We start from the raw sequence: 21727 nt of genomic DNA, 5'->3' as shown, positions 1-21727 counted from the left end.
CGCGGAACCAACCGCCAACGGTGGGCAAAGTTGCCCACCCTACGCAAATTTGGGCGGCTGATGGTGTTTTGCCCCTTATGCCGCGCCGAGCACCGGAGTTTTTGAATGGATTAGCCCGCAGGGGCGATGCAGGGATGCATCGCGTTGACGGAGGGGCAGGAAGCCCCTTCCGTCAACCCCATTCAAAAACTTCGGCGCGCAGGATAAAAGCGGCATCCGGGTGCCCTTTTCTTTGGGTACTTTCTTTTGGGCAAGCAAAAGAAAGTACCTCGGCTGTCGGGCCGAGACCCGACTTATAAATAAGCCGTCGCGCCAGCGACACCAAACCAGGCAGTCAAATGAACCTACAAAATCTGACTAAAGACAAAACCTACACCACCGTGCTAACCGCATTAGCCTCGGTAACCCTGCTAATCCCCCTCTGTAACCTGATCTTCCCCGAAGACTCGGCCCTGCATTTCTCCGCCTATTCAGTCTCGCTAATCGGCAAATACCTGACCTTCGCCCTGCTCGGCTTATCGCTGGACATGGTCTGGGGCTACGCCGGGATTCTGGTACTCGGCCAAGGCGCATTCTTTGCGTTGGGCGGCTATGCAATGGGCATGTATCTAATGCGGCAAATCGGTACGCGCGGGGTGTACGGCAACGCCGAGCTGCCAGACTTCATGGTGTTCCTGAACTGGACCGAGCTGCCCTGGTACTGGTACGGCTTCGAAAACTTCGGTTTCGCGATGCTGATGGTGTTGCTGGCGCCGGGCCTACTGGCTTTCGTATTCGGCTGGCTGGCGTTTCGCTCACGGGTCACCGGCGTGTATTTGTCCATCATCACCCAGGCACTAACCTACGCCTTGTTGCTGGCCTTCTTCCGCAACGAAATGGGTTTCGGCGGCAACAACGGCCTCACCGACTTCAAGGATATCCTCGGTTTCAATATTCAATCCGAAGCCGTCCGCTCCGTCTTATTATTGGTGACCGGCCTGAGTCTGATCGGCGCCCTGTTGCTGTGCCGCTGGATCGTAAACAGCAAGTTGGGCAGGGTGGTCACAGCGATTCGCGATCAGGAATCGCGAGTACGCTTTTTAGGTTACCGGGTGGAATTGTTCAAGCTGTGGGTATTCGTGTTCGCAGCGATGCTGGCCGGGCTGGCCGGAGCGTTGTACGTGCCGCAGGTCGGCATCATCAACCCCAGCGAATTCTCGCCGCTTAACTCATTAGAAATCGTCATCTGGGTCGCGGTCGGCGGCCGCGGCACGCTATATGGCGCCATCATCGGCGCGGTGCTGGTCAACTATGCCAAAACCGTGTTGACCGGCCTGATGCCGGACGCCTGGCTGTTCTGCCTGGGCGGCGCGTTCATTTTAGTGACCTTGTTAATGCCCGACGGCATCGTCGGCCTGCTGCGCCGCCGCGCCAAACCTAAACCCGAATCCACCCTTAACGCTACCGGAGGACAACCGGCATGATGATCTCGGCTGCATCCACACCCGAAGGCGGCGCCAGCCTGCCCTTGACCGGCGAAGTCGACGCCCGCCACGGCCCGATTTTGTACATGGAAGATGTCAGCGTCAGCTTCGACGGCTTCCGGGCGCTGAACCATCTGTCGCTGTACATCGACGACGGCGAACTGCGCTGCCTGATCGGCCCCAACGGCGCCGGCAAAACCACGCTGATGGACGTCATCACCGGCAAAACCAAACCCGACAGCGGTTCGGTGTTCTTCGGCCAGACCATCGATTTGCTGGAACTGGACGAACCAGCCATCGCCCAGGCCGGCATCTGCCGCAAGTTTCAAAAGCCTAGCGTGTTCGACGCCCTGACCGTGTTCGAAAACCTGGAACTGGCCCTGAAAACCGACAAGCGCACCTGGCCGACCTTGTTCCATAAATTAAACGGCGAGCAACGCGACCGCATCCAGGATGTACTGCAAACCATCGCCTTGTCCGCCCAGCAACGCCAATTGGCCGGCGCGCTGTCGCACGGCCAGAAGCAGTGGCTGGAGATCGGCATGCTGCTGATGCAAGACCCGAAAGTGATGCTGGTCGACGAACCCATCGCCGGCATGACCCATCAGGAAGTCGAACGCACCGCCGAGTTGCTGCTGTCCTTGCAGGGCCAGCATTCCATCGTCGTCGTTGAGCATGACATGGAGTTTGTCCGCAGTATTGCCCGCAAAGTTACCGTGCTGCACGAAGGCTCGGTGCTGACCGAGGGCACGATGGACGAGGTGCAAAACGATCCGCGCGTCATACAAGTTTACCTGGGGGGATGATGTTAAACATTAGCGCACTGCAACAATACTACGGCGCCAGCCACACCCTGTGGGACCTGGATTTGCGCGTGCCGCAAGGCGCCTGCGTCTGCCTGATGGGCCGCAACGGCGTCGGCAAAACCACGTTACTCAAAGCCATCATGGGCCTGCTGCCGGTAGCCGACGGCAGCATCCAATTCGACGGTGTGGAACTGGCCAAAGCCAAGGCCGAATCCCGCGCCGAACTGGGCATCGGCTACGTGCCGCAAGGCCGGGAAATCTTTCCGCTGCTGACCGTGGAAGAAAACCTGAAAACCGGCCTGCGCGCCGCCCATAAACACGGCATCAAAAAAGTCCCGGACAGCATTTTCGAAATCTTCCCGGTCCTAAAACAAATGCTGAAACGCCGCGGCGGCGACTTGTCCGGCGGCCAGCAGCAGCAATTGGCGATTGGCCGGGCGCTTGTATTGAATCCGCGCCTATTGATCCTCGACGAACCCACTGAAGGCATCCAGCCCAACATCGTCAGCGAAATTGGCGACGTGATTATTCGGTTGAACAAGTCGCGCGGCGTGGCGACACCGACGCCCAAACCGGAAACTGGCGAAATCCATCAAGCCATCGACCGCATTCATAAAGAACTGGGCGTAACCGTGTTGTTGGTGGAACAAAAACTGCCGTTCGCCCGCAAAGTGGCCAATCAATTCTGCATCATGGACCGGGGCCGGCACGTGGCGGTGGGAGCGATGGATGAGTTGGCGGACGATATGGTGAAGCGGTATTTGACGGTGTAACCCAATTCCCCCTTTGAAAAAGAGGGTCAAGGGGATTTCCAAAACGGGCGCAGCCCATCAAGTTAATTCAACGCAGGATCAGAGAGAAACGAAGATGAAATCCGAACAACTTTTACTGACGGCGGGCGCTTTTCTGTTGGTTTGGTCAATGCGTAGCGAAGCCCATAGCAGCTACGAAGCCATGCTGGACGGCGGCAACCTGTCGCAATTGACCCGCGCCGCCCTGCATCCTTTATTCGAAATCCCGGATTTACCGACCCTACTGATCAGCGTAATCATTTTGGGATTCGTGTTCGGCCCGGTTATATTGCATCTCATCCGGCGGCGGGACACTCACAAAGCGCAGCATTCGCCTTTGTCGGAAAAATCGGCCATCGCGTCTAAGACCAAAAACTTGTAACCCAACCGCACCATGCCAGCCAATTGTGCCGTTTCAGCCCATCCCGCTGCCTCCACCGATACCACGGCGTGGGAAGCCGAATTAACGCTGGGTTTTAGCCAACGCGGCGACAAAACCGCCTTGGTCAAACGCCAGCATCGCGGCCCGCTGACCGTGCAGCGCCCATTTTATCCGGAAGACGAAGTCTGCCACGTCTACCTGCTGCATCCACCCGGCGGCGTGGTGGCCGGCGACCGTTTGACCATCAACGCCAGCGCCGAACCTGGCGCACATGCTCTGATCACCACGCCGGCCGCCGGCAAGTTTTACCGCAGCGGCGGCGGTGAAGCCAAGCAGGCTGTTAATCTCAAAGTTGCTGAACACGCCAGCCTGGAATGGCTACCGCAGGAAACCATCGTCTACGAAGGCGCCCGCTTACATTCCAGCATGAATATCGATTTGGCCGAGCACGGCCGTTTTATCGGCTGGGAAATACTAGCCCTGGGCCGCCCCGCCGCCGGCGAAGGCTTTGAGAATGGCTCTACCAATCTAAACTGGCGCATCAGTCGTGCCGGGCGTTTGGTATACCTGGAACGCTTGCGCCTGGATGCGGCAGCGTTTCAAGCCCGCTGGGGCTTATCCGGGCATTCTGCGTGCGGGACGTTGTTTGCTTATCCTGCTACATCTTTGCATTTGACGGCGGTGCAGGCATTGATTGGTGATGAACCGAATCGTGGGGTGACCTTGATTGAGGGCTTGTTGATTTGTAGGGGGTTGGACAGACGGGCGGATGTGTTGAAGGGTTTTTTTGAGCGGGTTTGGGGGTTGGTACGACAGGATGTTATTGGCAAGGCGGTTTGTTTGCCGAGGATTTGGGCTACGTAAGCCGGTTTGATTTTTCGCAGGTGGATGGGTATCGTGACCACTCACTTTTCACCGGAGACGGTTATGGAAATTAAAAGGCAATATATCGTTAATGAAGACAGCCAAAGAGTCGCCGTACAACTGGACATCCATACTTTCGAAAAGATTGAAAATGTTTTGGAAAATTATGCCTTGGTGCAGTTGATAAACACCGATGATACCGAGACTTTGAGTATCGAAGAGGCCAAAAAATATTACGCTGGCCTGGATAAGGCCTGATGCAGATTGAATATCGCAAGAAGTTTTTAAAACAATTGGCCGAGTTGCCGATTACGGTGCGACCGAAAATTGAGCAATTTGTATTTGAGGGTTTAATAAAAGCCAATAGCGTTTTTGAATTGGGAAAAGTCGAGAAAATGCAGGGGTATGATGGTTTTTATAAAGTACGGTTTGGCGATTACCGGGTGGGGTTGATTATTAAGGATGATTTGGTGGTTGTGGCGACGGTGATGCATAGGAAGGAGATTTATAAATTCTTTCCGTAAGCCTTTTAGCTCCCTCTCCCTTTTGGGAGAGGGTTGGGGTGAGGGGATTTGAATTTAGTGTCGCTAGCGCGACGGTTGTTTTTAATGTCGGGTCTCGGCCCGACAGCCGAGATACTTTCTTTTGCGTGACCAAAAGAAAGTATCCAAAGAAAAAGCCACCCCATGCCGCTTGTTTCCTCCGCTCCGAAGGGTTTGAACGGGTTTTTTCGAAAGGGCATCCCAGCCCTTGCGAAAAACGCGATGCATCCTTGCATCGCCCCTACGGGCTAATCCGTCCAAACCCTTCGGTGCTCGGCGCGGCATCAGGGAATTAACCCCGTAGCATGAAGAAAAGTTATTGGATAAATTTATATTTTGGGCTTCGAGTTCTATTGTAGGATGCTGCCGACGATAGGAGGCGCATCTGTCGCAAACGATACGTTTTGCTTCGTTGATTACATCCTAAGGACCTAGATGAAACAATAGTTATGTCAAAAATTAATGGAACGATTATTGGTTATGACCCAGGCGGAAATAATTCGAATGGTTTTGCTTTATTAAGAATAAAAGACAATGTCGCAACAGAGATCGAAATAAAAACATTAGATACGGCCGAATCTATTTTGTCCCAAATTTCCAATGAGGACGTTATTGGCCTTGGAGTAGATACATTGTCCTGCTGGTGTACCGGCGATAGAGGGTGGAGGCCAGCAGATATATGGCTTCGTAAAAAATATCCCGAGGTAAGAAATAGTGTAATGTCGCCAAACACTCTATCTGGATCAATGGGTATAAATGGTATGTCGGTCCTTATTGAAGTTTTGAAAAACAAAAGGAACTTAATCTTATCGGAAACCCATCCAAAAGTTCTTTATTACGCTTTAAACAAAATAAAATATGATTATAAATCCAATTATTTAAACATGGATTTATTCTTGTCAAAAGAAATTGGCATACCTATTAAAACAAATAACGATCATGAATGGGATGCTGTTATTTCCGCATACACATTGCTAAATGGAATTTTAGGTAAATGGACAAGAGATTTACATCAATTACCAGTAATTAATGGTCGAATTGTAAGTCCTTGTGGAAAAACCGCATATTACTGGCCTGATGACTCATTTTATAGCCCGTGATTTGTATTTCACGGACGGTTTTCTCCCCCTAATGCCGCGCCGAGCACCGGAGGGTTTGGACGGATCAGCCCGCAGGGGAGCGGCAGGGATGCCGCTCGTTTTCGGAGGGCTAGGGATAGCCCTTCCGAAAACCCCGTTCAAACCCTTCGGAGCGCAGGATCAAAGCGGCATGGGGTGTCGTTTCTTTTGGGTACTTTTCTTTGGACAAGCAAAGAAAAGTATCTCGGCTGTCGGGCCGAGACCCGACATTAAAAATAACCGTCGCGTTAGCGACACAAATAAGCTCAATACTCATAGTGATACCGCAACTGCGCAATCAACAAAGTATCGCCGGCAACCTTATAAACGATCCTATGCTCGTCGTTAATCCGCCGCGACCAATAGCCGGACAAACCGTGTTTCAGGGGCTCCGGCTTGCCGATGCCTTCGAAGGGTTGGCGCTGAATTTCCTTGATCAGTTGGTTGATGCGTTTAAGTATGGCTTTGTCGGTGGCTTGCCAGTACAGGTAACTGTCCCAGGCGTCGGACGAAAAGGTGATTTTCACTCGATCAACTCGCGCTCGCTGCCTTGGCCGGATTCCAATTCGGCAATGGATTCCAGCAAGCGGCGGGCGTTGGCTGGCGAGCGCAGCAGGTAGGCGGTTTCTTCCATGGCTTGGTAGTCTTCCAGCGACAGCATCACCACCGGCGACTCGCTTTTGCGGGTGATGATGATGGGGGCATGGTCGGCGCAAACCTTGTCCATGGTTTTGGCTAAATTGGCGCGAGCGGCGCTGTAACTGATGGCGTCCATGGGCGTTCCTTTTGTACAAAAAAGTGTACGATAGCTTAACGCCGACAGTTGGTTACTGCAAATTAGGAAAAACGCGTGGGCTCGATAAATCCACCCACTCTACGAAAACACGACTTTAACTAGACAAACCACCATGCAATTAACCCCAAGAGAAAAAGACAAACTCCTCCTCTTCACTGCCGCCCTGCTCGCCGAGCGCCGCAAGGCCAGAGGTTTGAAACTCAACTACCCGGAAGCGGTGGCTTATATCTCCGCCGCGATCATGGAAGGCGCGCGCGACGGCCAGAGCGTGGCCGAATTGATGAGCTTTGGCCGAACATTGTTGACCCGCGATGACGTGATGGACGGCGTGGCGGAAATGATCCCCGACGTGCAGGTGGAGGCAACGTTTCCGGATGGTACCAAGCTGGTGACGGTGCATGAGCCCATTGTTTAGAGCCGTTTGAAGTTGCGTATAAACAAGAGTCACCAATTTTATTTAGATTTCTGATAATTATGAATATCGATGAAAAACTCGCTGTTTGCTACGAGATTTTAAAGATTGCAATGAAATACAAATTTCTTACTGCGAGAGGTGTTCGAGCAGGATATACCCACTGGATAGGCTCCGAAATAAGCAGTGAAATCACGAAATTTACTGGCCGAGTTAGTCATGCCGCTATCCAGTTAGTTTCTGATAGTAAATCGCATATCGGATTAGTTTTAGAACATCACGGACGCATGCAAACTAAAATGACAGAATTAATCCAAAAGCACATGGACACCGGGGAAAATCTTGATGAATTTATTCGTATAGTCAAAGAATTGGAATCGGTAAATATTGTAACCCGACAAGAAAATGACAAATTACGAAAAAAAGCCATTAATGGAAATTATGCGTTAGCAAATATTACATTGGCAGATTGGCAGAATATCTCGGAAGAACACAAAGCTATTTTGAGGAGAAAACTGAGAGGAAAGGTTGTGAACGCTGATCAATTTGTTAATAACTAGCAAAATGTAGTGTAGGCACGGTGTTTGTGTCCACGCGGAAAAACGATTAACAGGAGCACCACATGATCCCCGGAGAAATCTTCCCCGCCGACGGCGACATCGAACTCAACGCCGGCCGTGCGATCGTCAAAGTCCTGGTCGCCAATAGCGGCGACCGGCCGATTCAGGTCGGCTCGCATTACCATTTTTACGAAACCAACCCGGCACTGCATTTTGACCGCGAGGCGGCGCGCGGTTTTAGATTGGACATTCCGGCCGGCACGGCGGTGCGCTTCGAGCCGGGCCAGCAGCGCGAAGTGCAGTTGGTGGCTTTCGCCGGCGAACGCAAAGTCTACGGCTTTCGCGGCGAGGTGATGGGCGCATTGGAGACAACCGCATGAGCAAAATCAGCAGAACCGCTTACGCCGACATGTTCGGCCCCACCACCGGCGACCGCTTACGGCTGGCCGACACCGATTTGATCCTGCAAGTGGAAGCCGATTACACCGTCTACGGCGACGAGGTGAAATTCGGCGGCGGCAAGGTAATCCGCGACGGCATGGGCCAAAGCCAACTCGGCAACGACCGCGCCGTGGATTTGGTGATTACCAATGCGCTGATCATCGACTACTGGGGCATCGTCAAGGCCGACGTTGGCATCAAGGACGGCCGCATCTTCAAGATCGGCAAGGCCGGCAACCCGGACGTGCAGCCCGGCGTGGACATCATCGTCGGCCCCGGCACCGAAGTCATCGCCGGCGAAGGCCAGATTCTGACTGCCGGCGGCATCGACGCCCACATCCATTTCATCTGCCCGCAGCAGATCGAGGAAGCGCTGTGCTCCGGCGTGACCACCATGATCGGCGGCGGCACCGGCCCAGCCACCGGCACCAACGCCACCACCTGCACGCCGGGGCCGTGGCATATTCAGCAAATGTTGAAAGCGCTGGACGGCCTGCCGATGAACTTTGGCTTGCTCGGCAAGGGCAACACCAGCCTGCCCGGCGCTTTGCAAGAACAGGTCAAAGCCGGCGCGATGGGCCTGAAACTGCACGAAGACTGGGGTACGACACCGGCATCGATTGATTGCTGCCTGGGCGTAGCCGAGGATTACGACGTGCAGGTAGCGATCCACACCGACACCTTGAACGAGTCGGGCTTTGTCGAAGACACCTTCGCAGCCTTCAAGGGCCGCACCATCCACACTTACCACACCGAAGGCGCCGGCGGCGGCCACGCCCCGGACATCATTAAGGCCTGCGGTTTGAGCAACGTGTTACCGTCGTCCACCAACCCTACCCGACCTTACACGGTCAACACCGTCGACGAGCATCTGGACATGTTGATGGTCTGCCACCATCTTGATCCCAGCATCCCGGAAGACGTGGCCTTCGCCGAATCACGCATCCGCCGCGAAACCATTGCTGCCGAGGACATCCTGCACGATCTGGGCGCGTTTTCGATGATTTCCTCAGACTCGCAAGCCATGGGCCGGGTCGGCGAAGTGGTGATCCGTACCTGGCAGACCGCGCACAAGATGAAGGTGCAACGCGGCGCGCTGGCCGGTGACCCGGCGAGCAGCGACAACCAGCGCATCAAACGCTACATCGCCAAATACACCATCAATCCGGCTATCAGCCACGGCATCAGCCACGAAGTAGGCTCCATCGAAGCCGGCAAATTGGCCGACCTGGTGTTATGGCAACCGGCCTTCTTCGGCGTCAAACCCAGTTTGGTCATCAAAGGCGGTCTGATCGCCGCCGCGCCGATGGGCGATGCCAACGCCTCCATCCCCACCCCGCAACCGGTTCACTACCGGCCGATGTTTGGCAGCTTCGGCCGCACCGCCGCCAACAACTCGATGATCTTCCTGCCGCAAGCAGCGGTAGCGGCCGGCGTGGCCGGGCAATTGGGCTTGCAGAAGCGGGTCGGGGTTGTTCGCAATACCCGCAACATTGGTAAGGCGGATATGAAATTGAACGACTACCAGCCGGTGATGGAGGTTTGTCCGCAGACTTATCAGGTCAAGGCGGATGGGGTGTTGTTGACTTGCGAGCCGGCGGTGGTGTTGCCGATGGCACAGCGGTATTTTTTGTTTTGATTATTTACTTTGAGATTTGTGTGGAATGGTGCGATGACTCAGACTAGGTTAAGGGAACCTCTAAAAATTGCGCCCGGCGAGTAAAATGAGTCGGAGCTAAAGACCTTTGGAGAGCAGAGATGACGGTGGCACAAGACGACCTTTTCGGTTCCCTGTTTGAACATCGAGATCGTCGAATCGATCGTTTGGGTAATCCGTTGTTGGAATTAGAGGCGCAAGTGGATTGGGAAGCGTTCCGTCCGTTGCTGGATCAAGTGCGTCACAAAGTCCGCAAATCGTCTGCCGGGCGTAAGCCTTGGGATGGGGTGTTGATGTTCAAAGCGTTGGTCATCGCCAGCCTCTACAATCTGAGCGACGAGCAACTGGAGTTTCAAATCGAAGACCGGCGTAGTTTCCAGCGATTTATTGGTTTGTCGGATGCCAAGCACGCGCCGGATCGCAACAGTTTCTGGCTGTTTCGCGAGTCGCTCAAGGAGTTGAAATTGACCGAAACCTTGTTCAACGAATTCAACCGGCAATTGGATCGCGCCGGCCTGATTGCCCGCAAGGGCCAGCTGATTGACGCCAGCTTCGTCAAGGCGCCGGTGCAGCGTAATACCCCGGACGAGAACGCCCGGATTAAAGCTGGCGAAACCGTCGAGGACTGGTCAGCCGCCAAACGTCGCCAGAAGGATACCGATGCACGCTGGACTAAGAAAGGCGACAAGAGCTATTACGGCTATAAGAACCACGTCAACGTTGATAATGCCCACAAGTTAGTGCGCAAATACACGGTCACCGATGCCAGCATCCACGACTCCCAAGCCCTGAACGGCTTGCTTGATAGCGGCAACACCAGCCGGGATGTGTGGGCCGACAGTGCCTATCGTTCCGAAGCGGTGGAAGAACTGTTAAAAGTCCAAGGCTACCGCAGCCGGATTCACCGCAAAGGGGTGCGCGGCAAACCGCTGACTGACCGGGAAAAACAAGGCAACAGTACCCGCTCCAAAACCCGTTGCCGGGTCGAGCACGTGTTTGCCTGGATGGCGCAATGGGGCGGTAAGGCGATCCGTTGCATTGGCCTAGCCCGCGCCGAAGTACGTATCGGCTTCATGAATCTGGTGTACAACATGCGACGTTTTTGCGCCATTCGCAGGGTAGCTGCGTCTTGATGACGCCCATCGGAGCTGAAAAGCTTCGAGTTGAAGGTAGTCCGCTTGGAAATGTCAGCTTTCGAGCGCGTTTTACGCCCCGAATCTGATTAATCGTGGATTTTTAGAGGCTCCCTTAAGTAACAAAATTTCTCGTCCAGCACAGTCAGACCAAATTAAAGGCTTGCCGACTAATAACAGTGAGTTATCGGAACAAGCTTGGCGGCAGGAATATACTGAATTTGTTTTGATTTATAACCGAGTCTTGGAGAGTGAAGGTTTACCTTTGGGTAAGTGGCGGTCGTTTTAGCGTTGAATTATTGTGTCGCTGTCGCGACGAGTTTTGTTTTACGTCGGGTCTCGGCCCGACAGCCGAGATACTTTCTTTTGCTTGGCCAAAAGAAAGTATCCAAAGAAAAGGCCACCCCATGCCGCTTTGATCCTGCGCTCCGAAGGGTTTGAACGGGGTTTTCGGAAGGGCTATCCATAGCCCTCCGAAAACGCGATGCATCCCTGCATCGCCCCTGCGGGCTAATCCGTTCAAACCCTCCAGTGCTCGGTGCGGCATCAGGGGGATTAACCCCTTCGCGGTAGATAAGGTATCGTATGGATTGGAAAGTTAATTTGAGGCGTAGGGTGGGCAATTTTGCCCACCATTTGGCTTTAATTCTGGGCTGGGCTGAAAGTTGAAGCTAAGAGCAACGGTGCGGTAATAGGCTTGAAACAATAAAGGCTTCATGCAGTTGAATAAACTGCACGGTAAAGGAAAAATATAATGAACGAATTAGATGAATCATACTGGCACTACTTTTTGATGCTTGAGTCTGACTTTAACGCAACAATACGCTTTGTGGATCTAGCCGAAAAGAATGATTCAACATTCTCCATTGAATTATCCCGACAAATTATTTGCAGCTGCACTGAATTTGAAACTGTCGCGAAAAAGCTATGCGACCTCATAGCACCAACCAAGCCCGCTGGCAATATCAGTCAATATAAAGAAATTATATTATCTAAGTATCCTGATTTGCCCAGGGTACCTGTGTATATTGATCGATATAAAAGAATAATATTTCCTTTTTCAGCATGGGGAGCAAACGGCGAAAGGCTAGAGTGGTGGGATGCATATCAACATGTTAAACATCACAGACACCAAAATTTTGAAGAAGCCAATGTTAAGAATACTCTCTCAGCACTTTCAGCATTACTAATATTAGCAGGTTGGTGAAAAACCATATTCCAGCCACTAATTTAGCTAGAAGAAGCCTTTATTTAGTGCTGAATCAATCTTGTAGTACTAAATATAGGTCTGATTGGTTGCAAAAAAGAGTTTTTCACCAACCTGTTAGAGCTCTATTTATACGGCACCGTTTATCCTACATGCGATAAAAGAAAAATAGGAACTATGTTGCTTAGAGCCCCAGGAATGAGTGAAGTACTTTATTGCCAGCCCGATGAGGATTTGCCTGGGTTACTGATGAAAAGACCATAAAGCCCACTCCGATTAGCCCGCGTAGGTCCGATTAGCGAAGCGTAATCGGACCTACGAAAGAGATTTTTGTATTCTCTTTTGAAATTGAGGATGGTTTTCCTCCCGTTATTCCGCCCCGAGCATCGCAGCTTTTGGCGAGATTAGCTCGCAGGGGAGCGGCAGGGATGCCGCTCGTTTTCGGAGGGGCAGGAAGCCCCTTCCGAAAACCCTCGGCAAAAGCGAGAAGCGCAGGATTAAGGCGGAATGCCGGGTGGCCTTTCTTTTGGTGACTTTTCTTTGGCCAAGCACAAATTTGCCTGGAGCAAATTTGAACAGCCGATAGGCTGGCCCGAAGGGCGAAAACCATGGATGGTTTTCGTAGCGAAAGTCACTCGGCTGTCGGGCCGAGACCCGACTTTAGAACAACCGTCGCGGCAGCGACACACATTATTCAACGAAAGCTAGAGCTTTCGAGACATCGTTCCCAAGCTGGAGCTTGGGAACCAGCCTGAACCGACGTGCCGGGTTACGGGTTACGGCTACCGCCCAACCCAACCTACACAACCAAACAAGCAAATATGCTAAAACTCACCGAAACCACCCAAACCTCAGAATCCCCCGACGACACCCTGACCCTCCCCTTCGAGGCTAGGCAAAAGTCCCGGCAACCGGCCACCACGCAAGGCGGCATTCAAGTCGGGGTATTTCTGCCGCGAGGACAAACCCTGAAGCACGGCGCGGTGTTGACCAATGGCCAAGGCTTTAAAGTGCGGGTCAACGCCGCGCCGGAACCGTTGTCGGTGGTGAAATGCGCCGATCCTTTATTGTTCGCCCGCGCCTGTTACCACTTGGGCAACCGTCATGTGGCCTTGCAGATTTTGCCCGGCGAGCTGCGGTTTTTGACCGACCACGTGCTGGATCAGATGCTGGTTGGTTTGGGTTTGACCGTCGAACACGAAATCTTGCCGTTCGAACCGGAAGCAGGTGCCTACCACAGTCATGGTCACTAACTTAAGTCTGCTTCGGCTGCTGCAGCTGGTCAGCCCCAGTTTGCCGATCGGCATGTACAGCTATTCGCAGGGGCTGGAAACGGCGGTGCACGACGGCTGGGTAACCAATGCCAAACAAACCGGCGATTGGCTACGCGGTTTGTTGCATAACGGTTTGGGCAAGGTCGATGCGCCGCTGTTGGCCAGGCTGTACGACGCCTGGCAGGCTGACGACACGGATGCCATCAAACATTGGAGCCAAACCCTGACCGCCTGCCGGGAAACCGCCGAATTGCGTGCCGAAGACAAACAAACCGGCCAGGCGCTGGCGCGTTTGCTGGTCAATCTGGAGATGCCGGAAGCGCAAGTCTGGCAAAAGCGGCCGGATGCGACCTTGGCGACCTTGTTTGCGCTGGCGGCGACCCGCTGGCAAATCGACAAAGCCGACGCGATTGCGGGCTATTTGTGGGGCTGGCTGGAAAACCAGGTATTGGGCGCAATCAAACTGGTACCGCTGGGCCAGGTGTCCGGACAGCAGTTGTTGCAAAATCTGGCCGGCGAGTTACCCAGCTTGGTCGAGCAGGCTTTACGGCTGAAAGACGACGACATCGGCGGCAGTTGCTTCGGCTTGGCCTTGGCCAGCAGCCGGCACGAGATGCAGTATTCCCGGCTGTTTCGGTCTTGAGCTTACGCGTGGGCACGTATTGTGCCCGCCCTACGCTCTGTCGCAAACGCAAATGTAGGTTGGGTTGAGCAAAGCGAAGCCCAACAAAATTAAACCGTTGGGCTTCATTGCATTCAGCCCAACCTACCTTTTGCGGCAGTCTCCAAAGGGAGAGGATTTGTTCAGCGTTTTGAGATAGAAACCAAACCTCGATGCTGCGCGGCGAAATCGGGGTTTGGCAAACTTAACTCCCGGATTGCCTCCGGGCTACAGGAGACAACATGAACGACAAACAAGTATTAAGAATCGGCGTCGGCGGGCCGGTCGGTTCCGGCAAAACCGCGTTGGTGGATGCCTTATGCAAACGCATGCGCGAGGATTATGAAATCGGCGTGGTCACCAACGACATCTACACCCGCGAGGACCAGCAGTTTTTGATCCGCAGCCAGGCGCTGCCGGAAGAGCGCATCCTCGGCGTGGAAACCGGCGGCTGCCCGCATACCGCGATCCGCGAGGATGCGTCGATGAATCTGGCGGCGGTGGACGAACTCTGCGAGCGCTGGCCGGAGCTGGATTTTGTGTTGGTGGAAAGCGGCGGCGACAACCTCAGCGCCACTTTCAGCCCGGAACTGGCCGACCTGACCATTTACGTGATCGACGTCTCGGCCGGCGACAAGATTCCGCGCAAGGGCGGCCCCGGCATTACCAAATCGGATTTGCTGGTCATCAATAAAATCGATCTGGCGCCTTACGTCGGCGCGTCTTTGGAGGTGATGGACCGCGACGCGAAAAAGATGCGCGGCGAGCGGCCGTTTGTGTTCAGCAACATCAAAACCGGCCACGGTTTGGAGCAGATTGTCGACTTCATCGTCCGCCAGGGTATGCTGGAAGCGGCCTAATTGTTTGGCCACCGGTAAGGCCGCCAAATTCCGGTCAGGCTCTATCCCCCTCTTTGGGACCTAGGGGCTGGGGGTGATTGTTCGAACGAACTTCAACACCCTCTGCCCTGGCGATGCTTTATCGAGTTGGCTAAAGCTGGGCTTTGTCCGACTCACACCCGACCCGCCCCAAATGCCCGCCGGCATTTCGGTCACCGGCCCCGGCAAGCGCGCGCCGAACCTTGCTCAAACTCGGGCGTTCGGAATCTGCAAGGCCGGCCAATCGAAAGCCGGGCCGATGTCCCATTTATCCTGCCGAAAATTGACGTGGCTGGCGATGCCGCTGTAGTTCTGGAAAAAATCCGGATCGCGTTCGAATTGTTTCGTCGCCGGCGGCAGCGTTCGCGGAATATCGAAGCGGGCGCATAAGTCCTCTAACAACCGCCGGATCGATTCGGTTTGTGCGGCCGGAAAGCTGGCGAAATAATGCTCGCCGCGGTAGCTGTGTTTCCGGTATTTTTCGGTCTGGCTCAGTTCGCAATACTTGGTGCCGAAAGGCGCAGTTTCGCCGCGTTTCGACGGCCACCAATTCAAAATATCCGGATTGTCCGCCGCCGGCCGCAACGGGCCGACGTTGGCAATTTCGATGGCAATCGAGCGTTTGTCGTGGCGGCCGCCGCTGCCCTGGACGCCAAGATGGTATGCCCATTGCGCCGGGTCGAACACTTCGTACACGATGCCGTCCACATCCACCAGATAGGCCGCACCGATGCGGCCGGCGTCGCCGTTCCAGGTATCGAACGCCGATTTGGCGCTGGAGCCGGCTGTAAAGTGCAGCACGATCAAATCCTTGTGCGGCCGCTCGCTGTAATACTGCCCGGCCGGCAGCCGGAACCGGCTGCGATTGATCGCCGGGGCCGATGCTATGGCCGCGGCCGGCGCCGAGACCGCCATGGTATCGGTGGTGCTGCGGCTGGCGGGATCGGTGTCCAGCAGGGCGTTGGGATCGGGCCGTTCGCTGGCGCCGGCCCAGAAAAAATATCCGTCCAGATCGCGGTACCAATAGCGGTTGCCGGAGACCGTTTCGCCGACCACAAAACCGCCGATTTCGACCCGGCTCCCGGCCGGCAGCACTTTGACCAGGGCGCCGTTCAAGGCCGGCGCTTGCCGCAGTTTGACGTTCGCCAGCAAGCCGATCTGCTTGCCGGCCAGGCTGGCGGGCTCCGGTTCCGGCACCGCCGCCGCCAGCAACTCGGCCACATTCAATGCCGCCCCCGGACAATCGGCCGATGCCCGGATCGCGCTGTGCGGCAACACGTGTTCGGCATCGAGCGCGATGCGCCAGCGGTCGGCAATCTCGCGCAACAATCGGGCGCAGACCGCGCGTTGTTCGCTGCTAAACCCTCGGCCGGCCGCCGCTTCCAAAACGATGCCTATCGTGTAGTAATTCGGGTTGCCGTTCGGCCGCTGTTTGACCAAGGCCGCGCTGGGATTGACCACGAATCCGGCGTGAAATGCCGTGTCTTTTTCGTCGACGTACTGCCGCACCCGGCCGTCGCCGGCGATTGCATAATGGGTGGAGACGAAGCTGCCGCCGTTCCGGTAGCCGAGTTCGGCTTGGACCAAATCGGCGACGCTGTGCAACACGATCGCGTCCGGCCGGAAACCGCCCGGACGGCCCGGGCGAAAGTTGTCCGCGGCGCAGCCTATCCAATCGATCTGCATCTGCCCTCCTCAGCCCAGCGCTTTCAAATCGCCGCGTTCGCCTTGCAGCGGATTGGCGGCTACCGGCACTTCCGTCGCGGCGGCGGCCTGGGAACCCTGGCGGATGGCTTTCTGTTCGTCGTCTTTGCGCGCCAGTCCGGAACGCAATTGCAGCAGCTTGCTCAATGCGTTGTACCAGAACGGCCCGCCCAGGCTCAGCAGAAATATCGACAGCACCACGCCGGGCAGGCTGGCGTTTTGTTGCCAATTGTCCTGCCAAGCTTGCCAATCCTTGGGCCAGGTAATCAAGCCGCGGTCGGCCAACACGTTCAGGTAATATTTTTCGGTTTCCAGCCCTACCGCGGACTTGCCGGATTCGCTAGCTGCATCGCCGCTCTGGCCGGGTTTGGCCGAACTTTTGCCGTCGCCGCCGACCTTGGCTTTGACCGCTTCGTCCTGGGCAAAGGTCGGCGCCAATTGCACGAAAGCGCTGCGCATCTGCTCGTCCATCGCTAAGCGGTTGATGATGGCCAATGCATCCAATTGCAGGCCGATGGCGATCAATGCCGCGCTGAGCACGCTGGCCGTGCGCGCCGTCGCGGTGAATCGTAGCTTGACCCGGTCCAGCAGATTGTCGAAATTCAGATAAATAACGGCCAGGAAATCGCTGGCGGCCTCCTGCAGCAAGGCGTTGGCTTCGCGCACGTCCTGGGCCAGTTCCGGATTGGATTTTTCGAATTGCAACGCCAGCATCCGCACGTTCTTCAACGTCGCGGCCGGCGTTTCGATCCCGCTGTCGCGCAAGGTCTGACCCAGTTTTTCCGCCAGATCGATCTGTTGGCCGACGATGGCTTTCAGTTTTTGGTAAAGCCGTTTCTGTTTGTTGACGCCGGTTTCGGTCTTGACCTTATGGATCAGCCGGCCCGCTTCCAGGCTCTTCAAAAACGCCGGATGTTCGCGCAATGTACTCTCCAGCGCCGCCAAACCGACGTTGACGGTAATCGCCCCGTTCGCCAATTCGGCGTTGACCCGGTCGAATTCGGCTTTAATGCCGGCATCGTAAGCCGCAGCCAATTCCAGCAGGCTTTTAACGAACTCTTCGCGGTGGATCACTTCGCCGTAAGACAGGAAACGCAGCCGCGGCGGTAGCCAACTGCGGAAGCGGCCGCCGATGGTTTGCTGGCTCAGCACTTTATCGGCGATGGCTTCGGCATCGGCCCGCGCCAAACGCGGGTCCAGCAATTCCAGCAGATCGGCCAAACCGTGGTGCAAATTGCGGCCGCGGCTGGCCAACAGATTGAGGATGGCCTGACTGATCAGCGTCACGGCCATGCTGGCGATCAACATCACCACCGACAATCCCAGCAATATATCCAAGGACTTCAACATCAGTTCGTCTCCCCTACCAAGCTAAAACGGTTCGCCGCGGCTGGCACCGGAGCATTTTCCCGGCGCCGGCGCGACGCATAAACAGCTAAGCTTAGACCATTAGGCCCAATCGCCAAACTTGAGGGGAGTTCCGAACCGGCCGCTACGGATCGGCTATACCCCAATGCCGTTAAGTTCAGCCTGCCTCCCCTTTGGAAAAAAGGGGGATTGAGGGGGATTTATTTGAACAATCTCCCCCAACCCCTTTTATACCCTTGGGTGCTTTTTCAAAGAGGGGAGCGGAAGTTGAAATGCTTAACTTAATGGCATTGGGGCATACCCTACAGCTCAGGTAATAGCACCCGATCAAAGCCGCTCGGCGTCCGGCGCTAGCCGCTCCATCAAATAGCACAGGCAATCCTGCCGAATCACCCGCTCGTCCAAAGTCAGCATTGACGGCATCGTCGGCCGCTGCAGCGTTAACTGCCCGTCCCGAATCGCGAAAAAGCGCTCGGTGACCGGCAGGCCGGCATTATCCTTAACAACCACCGGCAAGCGCGCCGCCGCCGTGCTGCCGAATACGGTACCGGCGGCGATTTCGGTGAAGTTCAACCGCTCCAGCCCGCTGTCCAGCAGCAAATCGGCACCGGCTTCCGTGAAACTGAAACTGGCGTCCTCGGCGATACAAACCTGGGCCACCGTATGAAAGATATCAACATCCTGCCGGGCAAGCGGATGCGCCGGAAACTCGCGCAGATGCAGGCAACTGTCCAGAAACTCGAACGCGTGCTCGGTGCCGTAAGGTTGGCCGGGCCGGCCGCATTCCAAGGTCACGGCCGGGCAAAACTCGGCAAAGGCGCCGGATTGAATCCCCTTGGGCTGGGTAAAGTACACCAGCAAGCGGCCGAACAACGCGCCCAGATGTAGAAACTCGGACTCCAGCTTGTTGATGCAGGCGTAATGCGGATTGCGGCCGGTATTGTTATGCACGTCGACGCTGGCGAACACGCCGCGCCGGCGCATAACCTGGCAAATCTGCGCAGCCCATGCGGTCTCCGCCGACGGCGGCAACCCGGTGCCGGGCCAGATCCGGTTGAAATCGGGCTGGCCGTCCAGCCGGCGCAAATTATGGCGCGCGGCTTGGGTATTGCCGAAAAACAGCGTCAGCCCGCGCGGCAAGCTTTGATCGCGGTATTTTTGCAATAGCTGTTGCACGGCCAGAAAACCGGTCGACTCGTTGCCATGCAGCAGCACCGACACGAACAGCGTCTCCGGCCGCTTGCCGGGCAAATGAAACAAGGCCGGTTCCGGCACCAGGGTATGTAGGGCTTCGACCGGGATGTCCAGCAAACCCGGCGGCAGGTTGTCGAATTGTTTCAGGGAAGACGAGGTCGATGGCATTGCAGTATTTTCGGTGGTCCGTTCAGTGGCTCAACATGCCCGAATATTCGGCCGAGAGCAACCAAAACGCGTTTTCCGGCGGCGGACGTTCAGATGCCCCAGCTCGACACCGGCTCGCCGCCGAGCTGACGCTGCAAATACTGCCGCGTCATTTCGCCGAATTGGCCGGGATGGGCTTCGATGAAGCGGCGCTGCCACTGGCTGCCGGTCTGGCGGCTGGCAACGCGGCGGCGGACGATGCCGAGGTAGTCCAGCGCGTCGCGGTTGCGGATACCGAGGGCGTCCAGACCCAGGCCGGCGCGCGGCAGCAGTTCCTGTTCGATCAGATTGGCCAGCCGCTGCTTGCGGTTGCCGAACCAGACCACGTGGCAATCCAGCCCGTGCCGGGCCGCCTGGTAGAAATTGTCCTTGGCTTGGGCAAAAGGCAATAACGCCCCGCCCTCCGCCCGCTCGTCGGCCAGATTTTTCACCAGCCCGTAGAAAAACGCGGCGTTGGCGAGCATATCGATCAGCGTCGGCCCGGCCGCCGGCGTGCGGTGTTCGATGCGGATATGCGGCGTACCGTCGGCGTCGAACCCGACCAGCGGCCGGTTCCAGCGCCAAATCGTGCCGTTGTGCAGCCGCAGATAACGGAAGGCTTCGGCCGCGTCGTCGAACGGTTCCGGCAACAGCACCGGAAAATGTTGCAGATTCTCGATAAAGCACTCCTGAATCGACTGCCTGGCGTAATCCGAACCGAAGCTGACCCGATGCAGCGGCCCGTCCGCCGCGCCGCTATAGCCGCCGGCGGCGATGGCCTGCTCGAACATCGGAATCCGGCTCTCGGCCCATAAATCCTTGCCGAACAAATACGGCGCATTGGCGGCCACCGCCACCATCGCCGCCGAAGCGATGATAGAGGCGTTGTAAATATGGTGGGCCTGGCTCAGCGGACATTGGATATGCAATTGAAACGATGTGGTGGCCGCTTCCAGCATCACGTCGCGGTGTTCCAGCTTCAGATGCTCATGGCCGCAAATATCCAGACAAATCGGCCGGCTGCGGTTTTGCAGAATCTGCTGGTTCAAGGCCCGGTAGCGGTTCATGTCCGACATGTTGCCCAGGTGCAAATCGCCCTGCTCCAGCGTCGGCAGGGTACCGATCGCCAACAGATGCAAATCCATTTGCCGGGCATGCCGAACCGCATCGTGCCAGGTCTGTTGCAATTGTTTGTGCAACGTGGCGAACGCCGCGCCGGTCAAGGGTTGCGGCGGCGTGTTCAGTTCGATATTGAATTTCGCCAGCTCCGGGCCGGCCAGCGGCTGGCCGAAAGATTGCAAAAATTCCTGGTTAGCCGGCGCCGGCCGCATTTGCGCGTCCAGCAGCCAGGCTTCGATTTCGAAGCCGGCCACCGGCTCGGCTTCGGAACAAGCTTTAGCGGCGACCAATCTGCCCAGCAACTCGGTTTCCGCCTGTAAACGCTGGCAAAACCGCTGAAAATCGGCTTCTTGATACGTGGCGGCGCGGATTTCTTGACCCATAGCTACGTCCGGCGGTGTGGCGGGAGTGCAGATAGTAAGTGCCCCTGCTCGCCCCGGTCAATCTCGAAACTAGCCAACGGCTGCCCGCCACCGGACTGTGCCGCCGAAAACGCGCCGGCAAGCGCCGACCGGCATCGGCAACGACCGCTCGTCCCTGCAACGCGGGTCAATTCCGGTAAGCCAACATTGCCAAGCTCCCCTCTTTGAAAAAGAGGGGCTGGGGGAGATTTTATAAGCATCCCCGCGGGTGCGGGGAACGCATCGTCGAAATCACCAAGGCGATGAAATCCGACGGTTCATCCCCGCGGGTGCGGGGAACGCTCTGAATGCGGCCAATGCCGCTTCTTCCATCACGATTCATCCTCGCGGGTGCGGGGAACGCCGGGGAAGTCCATTTTTATCTAGCCATCCAGGCGGTTCATCCCCGCGGGTGCGGGGAACGCCTGGGCAGGTTCAGCTAGCGGTTGATGCTATGCGGTTCATCCCCGCGGGTGCGGGGAACGCTCGTAATTGGGAGATTGCGGTTGATTTGTGTTCGGTTCATCCCCGCGGGTGCGGGGAACGCGGGATCAATTGACGACACGTCAAACGCTGCCGCGGTTCATCCCCGCGGGTGCGGGGAACGCTTCGTACTCGCGGTGCAGCGTGTCGACCTCGCCGGTTCATCCCCGCGGGTGCGGGAAACGCGTAGTCGTCGTGCGCGAGATCGATCCTAGTTAGCGGTTCATCCCCGCGGGTGCGGGGAACGCATGGCATCCCTTAAATCCAGCGGCCGTACGGCCGGTTCA

At 56.1% G+C, this 21727-nt stretch carries 23 protein-coding genes and 1 CRISPR repeat array (1 of these 24 cut by a window edge); of the genes, 17 read left to right on the top strand and 6 right to left on the bottom strand.

Annotated elements, in window-relative coordinates; genetic code table 11:
- Positions 1–338 precede the first annotated feature (338 nt).
- From urtC to VXJ35_RS06815, 8 genes are all read left to right on the top strand, one after another.
- Positions 339–1463 (top strand): urea ABC transporter permease subunit UrtC, encoded by a 1125-nt coding sequence (gene urtC, locus VXJ35_RS06850; RefSeq protein ID WP_064021003.1) that lies wholly within the window; start codon positions 339–341, stop codon positions 1461–1463.
- Positions 1460–2269, top strand: coding sequence for an urea ABC transporter ATP-binding protein UrtD (gene urtD / locus VXJ35_RS06845; RefSeq protein WP_064021002.1), 810 nt, complete (start codon positions 1460–1462; stop codon positions 2267–2269). Before urtC ends, urtD begins: the two co-directional genes overlap by 4 nt.
- Positions 2269–3042, top strand: coding sequence for an ABC transporter ATP-binding protein (locus tag VXJ35_RS06840; protein ID WP_064021001.1), 774 nt, complete (start codon positions 2269–2271; stop codon positions 3040–3042). Before urtD ends, VXJ35_RS06840 begins: the two co-directional genes overlap by 1 nt.
- 94 nt (positions 3043–3136) lie before the next feature.
- The gene (locus VXJ35_RS06835) at positions 3137–3442 is read left to right on the top strand and encodes a hypothetical protein (protein WP_064021000.1); all 306 of its coding nucleotides are present in this window, start codon (positions 3137–3139) and stop codon (positions 3440–3442) included.
- 12 nt (positions 3443–3454) lie between these two features.
- A complete protein-coding gene (locus tag VXJ35_RS06830; protein ID WP_064020999.1) occupies positions 3455–4306 on the top strand; it encodes an urease accessory protein UreD in 852 nt (283 codons plus the stop codon).
- A 63-nt stretch (positions 4307–4369) separates the two neighbouring features.
- Positions 4370–4564 (top strand): hypothetical protein, encoded by a 195-nt coding sequence (locus VXJ35_RS06825; protein WP_197485129.1) that lies wholly within the window; start codon positions 4370–4372, stop codon positions 4562–4564.
- A complete protein-coding gene (locus VXJ35_RS06820; RefSeq protein WP_082880827.1) occupies positions 4564–4830 on the top strand; it encodes a type II toxin-antitoxin system RelE/ParE family toxin in 267 nt (88 codons plus the stop codon). The genes VXJ35_RS06825 and VXJ35_RS06820 overlap by 1 nt, the downstream gene beginning before the upstream one ends.
- Before the next feature lie 467 nt (positions 4831–5297).
- Positions 5298–5948, top strand: a complete 651-nt coding sequence (locus VXJ35_RS06815; RefSeq protein ID WP_157198109.1) for a hypothetical protein — start codon at positions 5298–5300, stop codon at positions 5946–5948.
- Between the two features lie 284 nt (positions 5949–6232).
- Here the strand turns inward: VXJ35_RS06815 and VXJ35_RS06810 are convergent, their stop codons facing one another.
- Both VXJ35_RS06810 and VXJ35_RS06805 read right to left on the bottom strand, forming a co-directional pair.
- Positions 6233–6493, bottom strand: coding sequence for a Txe/YoeB family addiction module toxin (locus VXJ35_RS06810; RefSeq protein WP_064020996.1), 261 nt, complete (start codon positions 6491–6493; stop codon positions 6233–6235).
- The gene (locus VXJ35_RS06805) at positions 6490–6741 is read right to left on the bottom strand and encodes a type II toxin-antitoxin system Phd/YefM family antitoxin (protein ID WP_054761862.1); all 252 of its coding nucleotides are present in this window, start codon (positions 6739–6741) and stop codon (positions 6490–6492) included. Before VXJ35_RS06805 ends, VXJ35_RS06810 begins: the two co-directional genes overlap by 4 nt.
- Before the next feature lie 133 nt (positions 6742–6874).
- Between VXJ35_RS06805 and ureA the strand changes: the two genes are divergently transcribed.
- The 9 genes from ureA to ureG all read left to right on the top strand — a co-directional run bounded on the left by ureA (position 6875) and on the right by ureG (position 14967).
- On the top strand, positions 6875–7177 hold the full coding sequence (gene ureA, locus VXJ35_RS06800) for an urease subunit gamma (RefSeq protein ID WP_064020995.1): 303 nt from the start codon (positions 6875–6877) through the stop codon (positions 7175–7177).
- Positions 7178–7236: 59 nt separating this feature from the next.
- A complete protein-coding gene (locus VXJ35_RS06795) occupies positions 7237–7734 on the top strand; it encodes a hypothetical protein (protein ID WP_064020994.1) in 498 nt (165 codons plus the stop codon).
- A gap of 62 nt (positions 7735–7796) precedes the next feature.
- Positions 7797–8114, top strand: a complete 318-nt coding sequence (locus tag VXJ35_RS06790) for an urease subunit beta (RefSeq protein ID WP_064020993.1) — start codon at positions 7797–7799, stop codon at positions 8112–8114.
- Positions 8111–9814, top strand: coding sequence for an urease subunit alpha (ureC, locus tag VXJ35_RS06785; protein ID WP_064020992.1), 1704 nt, complete (start codon positions 8111–8113; stop codon positions 9812–9814). The genes VXJ35_RS06790 and ureC overlap by 4 nt, the downstream gene beginning before the upstream one ends.
- Before the next feature lie 119 nt (positions 9815–9933).
- Complete coding sequence (locus tag VXJ35_RS06780; protein ID WP_064020991.1) at positions 9934–10965, top strand: IS5 family transposase; 1032 nt, start codon at positions 9934–9936, stop codon at positions 10963–10965.
- A gap of 754 nt (positions 10966–11719) precedes the next feature.
- On the top strand, positions 11720–12172 hold the full coding sequence (locus tag VXJ35_RS06775; RefSeq protein ID WP_157198108.1) for a hypothetical protein: 453 nt from the start codon (positions 11720–11722) through the stop codon (positions 12170–12172).
- An 821-nt stretch (positions 12173–12993) separates the two neighbouring features.
- Positions 12994–13425: an urease accessory protein UreE gene (ureE, locus tag VXJ35_RS06770; RefSeq protein WP_064020990.1), complete on the top strand. Its 432-nt coding sequence runs from the start codon at positions 12994–12996 to the stop codon at positions 13423–13425.
- Positions 13415–14089 (top strand): urease accessory protein UreF, encoded by a 675-nt coding sequence (locus VXJ35_RS06765; RefSeq protein WP_064020989.1) that lies wholly within the window; start codon positions 13415–13417, stop codon positions 14087–14089. Before ureE ends, VXJ35_RS06765 begins: the two co-directional genes overlap by 11 nt.
- Positions 14090–14349: 260 nt before the next feature.
- A complete protein-coding gene (gene ureG / locus VXJ35_RS06760; protein WP_064020988.1) occupies positions 14350–14967 on the top strand; it encodes an urease accessory protein UreG in 618 nt (205 codons plus the stop codon).
- A 225-nt stretch (positions 14968–15192) separates the two neighbouring features.
- Here ureG and VXJ35_RS06755 read toward each other — a convergent pair whose 3' ends face one another.
- The 4 genes from VXJ35_RS06755 to VXJ35_RS06740 all read right to left on the bottom strand — a co-directional run bounded on the left by VXJ35_RS06755 (position 15193) and on the right by VXJ35_RS06740 (position 20939).
- The gene (locus VXJ35_RS06755; protein ID WP_064020987.1) at positions 15193–16671 is read right to left on the bottom strand and encodes an N-acetylmuramoyl-L-alanine amidase; all 1479 of its coding nucleotides are present in this window, start codon (positions 16669–16671) and stop codon (positions 15193–15195) included.
- A gap of 9 nt (positions 16672–16680) precedes the next feature.
- Complete coding sequence (locus tag VXJ35_RS06750) at positions 16681–18039, bottom strand: hypothetical protein (RefSeq protein ID WP_064020986.1); 1359 nt, start codon at positions 18037–18039, stop codon at positions 16681–16683.
- Positions 18040–18384: 345 nt separating this feature from the next.
- The gene (locus tag VXJ35_RS06745; protein ID WP_064020985.1) at positions 18385–19419 is read right to left on the bottom strand and encodes a M14 family metallopeptidase; all 1035 of its coding nucleotides are present in this window, start codon (positions 19417–19419) and stop codon (positions 18385–18387) included.
- Positions 19420–19508: 89 nt separating this feature from the next.
- Positions 19509–20939, bottom strand: a complete 1431-nt coding sequence (locus VXJ35_RS06740; protein ID WP_064020984.1) for a hypothetical protein — start codon at positions 20937–20939, stop codon at positions 19509–19511.
- Between the two features lie 231 nt (positions 20940–21170).
- Positions 21171–21727: direct repeats of the CRISPR family, unit length 29 nt; unit sequence CGGTTCATCCCCGCGGGTGCGGGGAACGC; it runs 3802 nt beyond the window's last position.

The organism is Methylomonas sp. DH-1 (genome assembly GCF_046097555.1).
Taxonomy (GTDB): domain Bacteria; phylum Pseudomonadota; class Gammaproteobacteria; order Methylococcales; family Methylomonadaceae; genus Methylomonas; species Methylomonas koyamae.
This window is presented reverse-complemented; position numbering and strand designations above follow the sequence as displayed.

Bases quoted from the DNA above. Each gene is read 5' to 3' on its own strand.
- VXJ35_RS06825 (WP_197485129.1), top strand. From the start codon at position 4,370: ATGGAAATTAAAAGGCAATATATCGTTAATGAAGACAGCCAAAGAGTC.
- VXJ35_RS06750 (WP_064020986.1), bottom strand. From the start codon at position 18,039: ATGTTGAAGTCCTTGGATATATTGCTGGGATTGTCGGTGGTGATGTTG.
- ureC (WP_064020992.1), top strand. From the start codon at position 8,111: ATGAGCAAAATCAGCAGAACCGCTTACGCCGACATGTTCGGCCCCACC.
- VXJ35_RS06840 (WP_064021001.1), top strand. From the start codon at position 2,269: ATGTTAAACATTAGCGCACTGCAACAATACTACGGCGCCAGCCACACC.
- VXJ35_RS06805 (WP_054761862.1), bottom strand. From the start codon at position 6,741: ATGGACGCCATCAGTTACAGCGCCGCTCGCGCCAATTTAGCCAAAACC.
- VXJ35_RS06795 (WP_064020994.1), top strand. From the start codon at position 7,237: ATGAATATCGATGAAAAACTCGCTGTTTGCTACGAGATTTTAAAGATT.
- VXJ35_RS06745 (WP_064020985.1), bottom strand. From the start codon at position 19,419: ATGCCATCGACCTCGTCTTCCCTGAAACAATTCGACAACCTGCCGCCG.
- VXJ35_RS06755 (WP_064020987.1), bottom strand. From the start codon at position 16,671: ATGCAGATCGATTGGATAGGCTGCGCCGCGGACAACTTTCGCCCGGGC.
- VXJ35_RS06740 (WP_064020984.1), bottom strand. From the start codon at position 20,939: ATGGGTCAAGAAATCCGCGCCGCCACGTATCAAGAAGCCGATTTTCAG.
- urtD (WP_064021002.1), top strand. From the start codon at position 1,460: ATGATGATCTCGGCTGCATCCACACCCGAAGGCGGCGCCAGCCTGCCC.
- VXJ35_RS06830 (WP_064020999.1), top strand. From the start codon at position 3,455: ATGCCAGCCAATTGTGCCGTTTCAGCCCATCCCGCTGCCTCCACCGAT.
- VXJ35_RS06765 (WP_064020989.1), top strand. From the start codon at position 13,415: ATGGTCACTAACTTAAGTCTGCTTCGGCTGCTGCAGCTGGTCAGCCCC.
- urtC (WP_064021003.1), top strand. From the start codon at position 339: ATGAACCTACAAAATCTGACTAAAGACAAAACCTACACCACCGTGCTA.
- VXJ35_RS06835 (WP_064021000.1), top strand. From the start codon at position 3,137: ATGAAATCCGAACAACTTTTACTGACGGCGGGCGCTTTTCTGTTGGTT.
- ureE (WP_064020990.1), top strand. From the start codon at position 12,994: ATGCTAAAACTCACCGAAACCACCCAAACCTCAGAATCCCCCGACGAC.
- VXJ35_RS06820 (WP_082880827.1), top strand. From the start codon at position 4,564: ATGCAGATTGAATATCGCAAGAAGTTTTTAAAACAATTGGCCGAGTTG.
- VXJ35_RS06815 (WP_157198109.1), top strand. From the start codon at position 5,298: ATGTCAAAAATTAATGGAACGATTATTGGTTATGACCCAGGCGGAAAT.
- VXJ35_RS06790 (WP_064020993.1), top strand. From the start codon at position 7,797: ATGATCCCCGGAGAAATCTTCCCCGCCGACGGCGACATCGAACTCAAC.
- ureA (WP_064020995.1), top strand. From the start codon at position 6,875: ATGCAATTAACCCCAAGAGAAAAAGACAAACTCCTCCTCTTCACTGCC.
- ureG (WP_064020988.1), top strand. From the start codon at position 14,350: ATGAACGACAAACAAGTATTAAGAATCGGCGTCGGCGGGCCGGTCGGT.
- VXJ35_RS06775 (WP_157198108.1), top strand. From the start codon at position 11,720: ATGAACGAATTAGATGAATCATACTGGCACTACTTTTTGATGCTTGAG.
- VXJ35_RS06780 (WP_064020991.1), top strand. From the start codon at position 9,934: ATGACGGTGGCACAAGACGACCTTTTCGGTTCCCTGTTTGAACATCGA.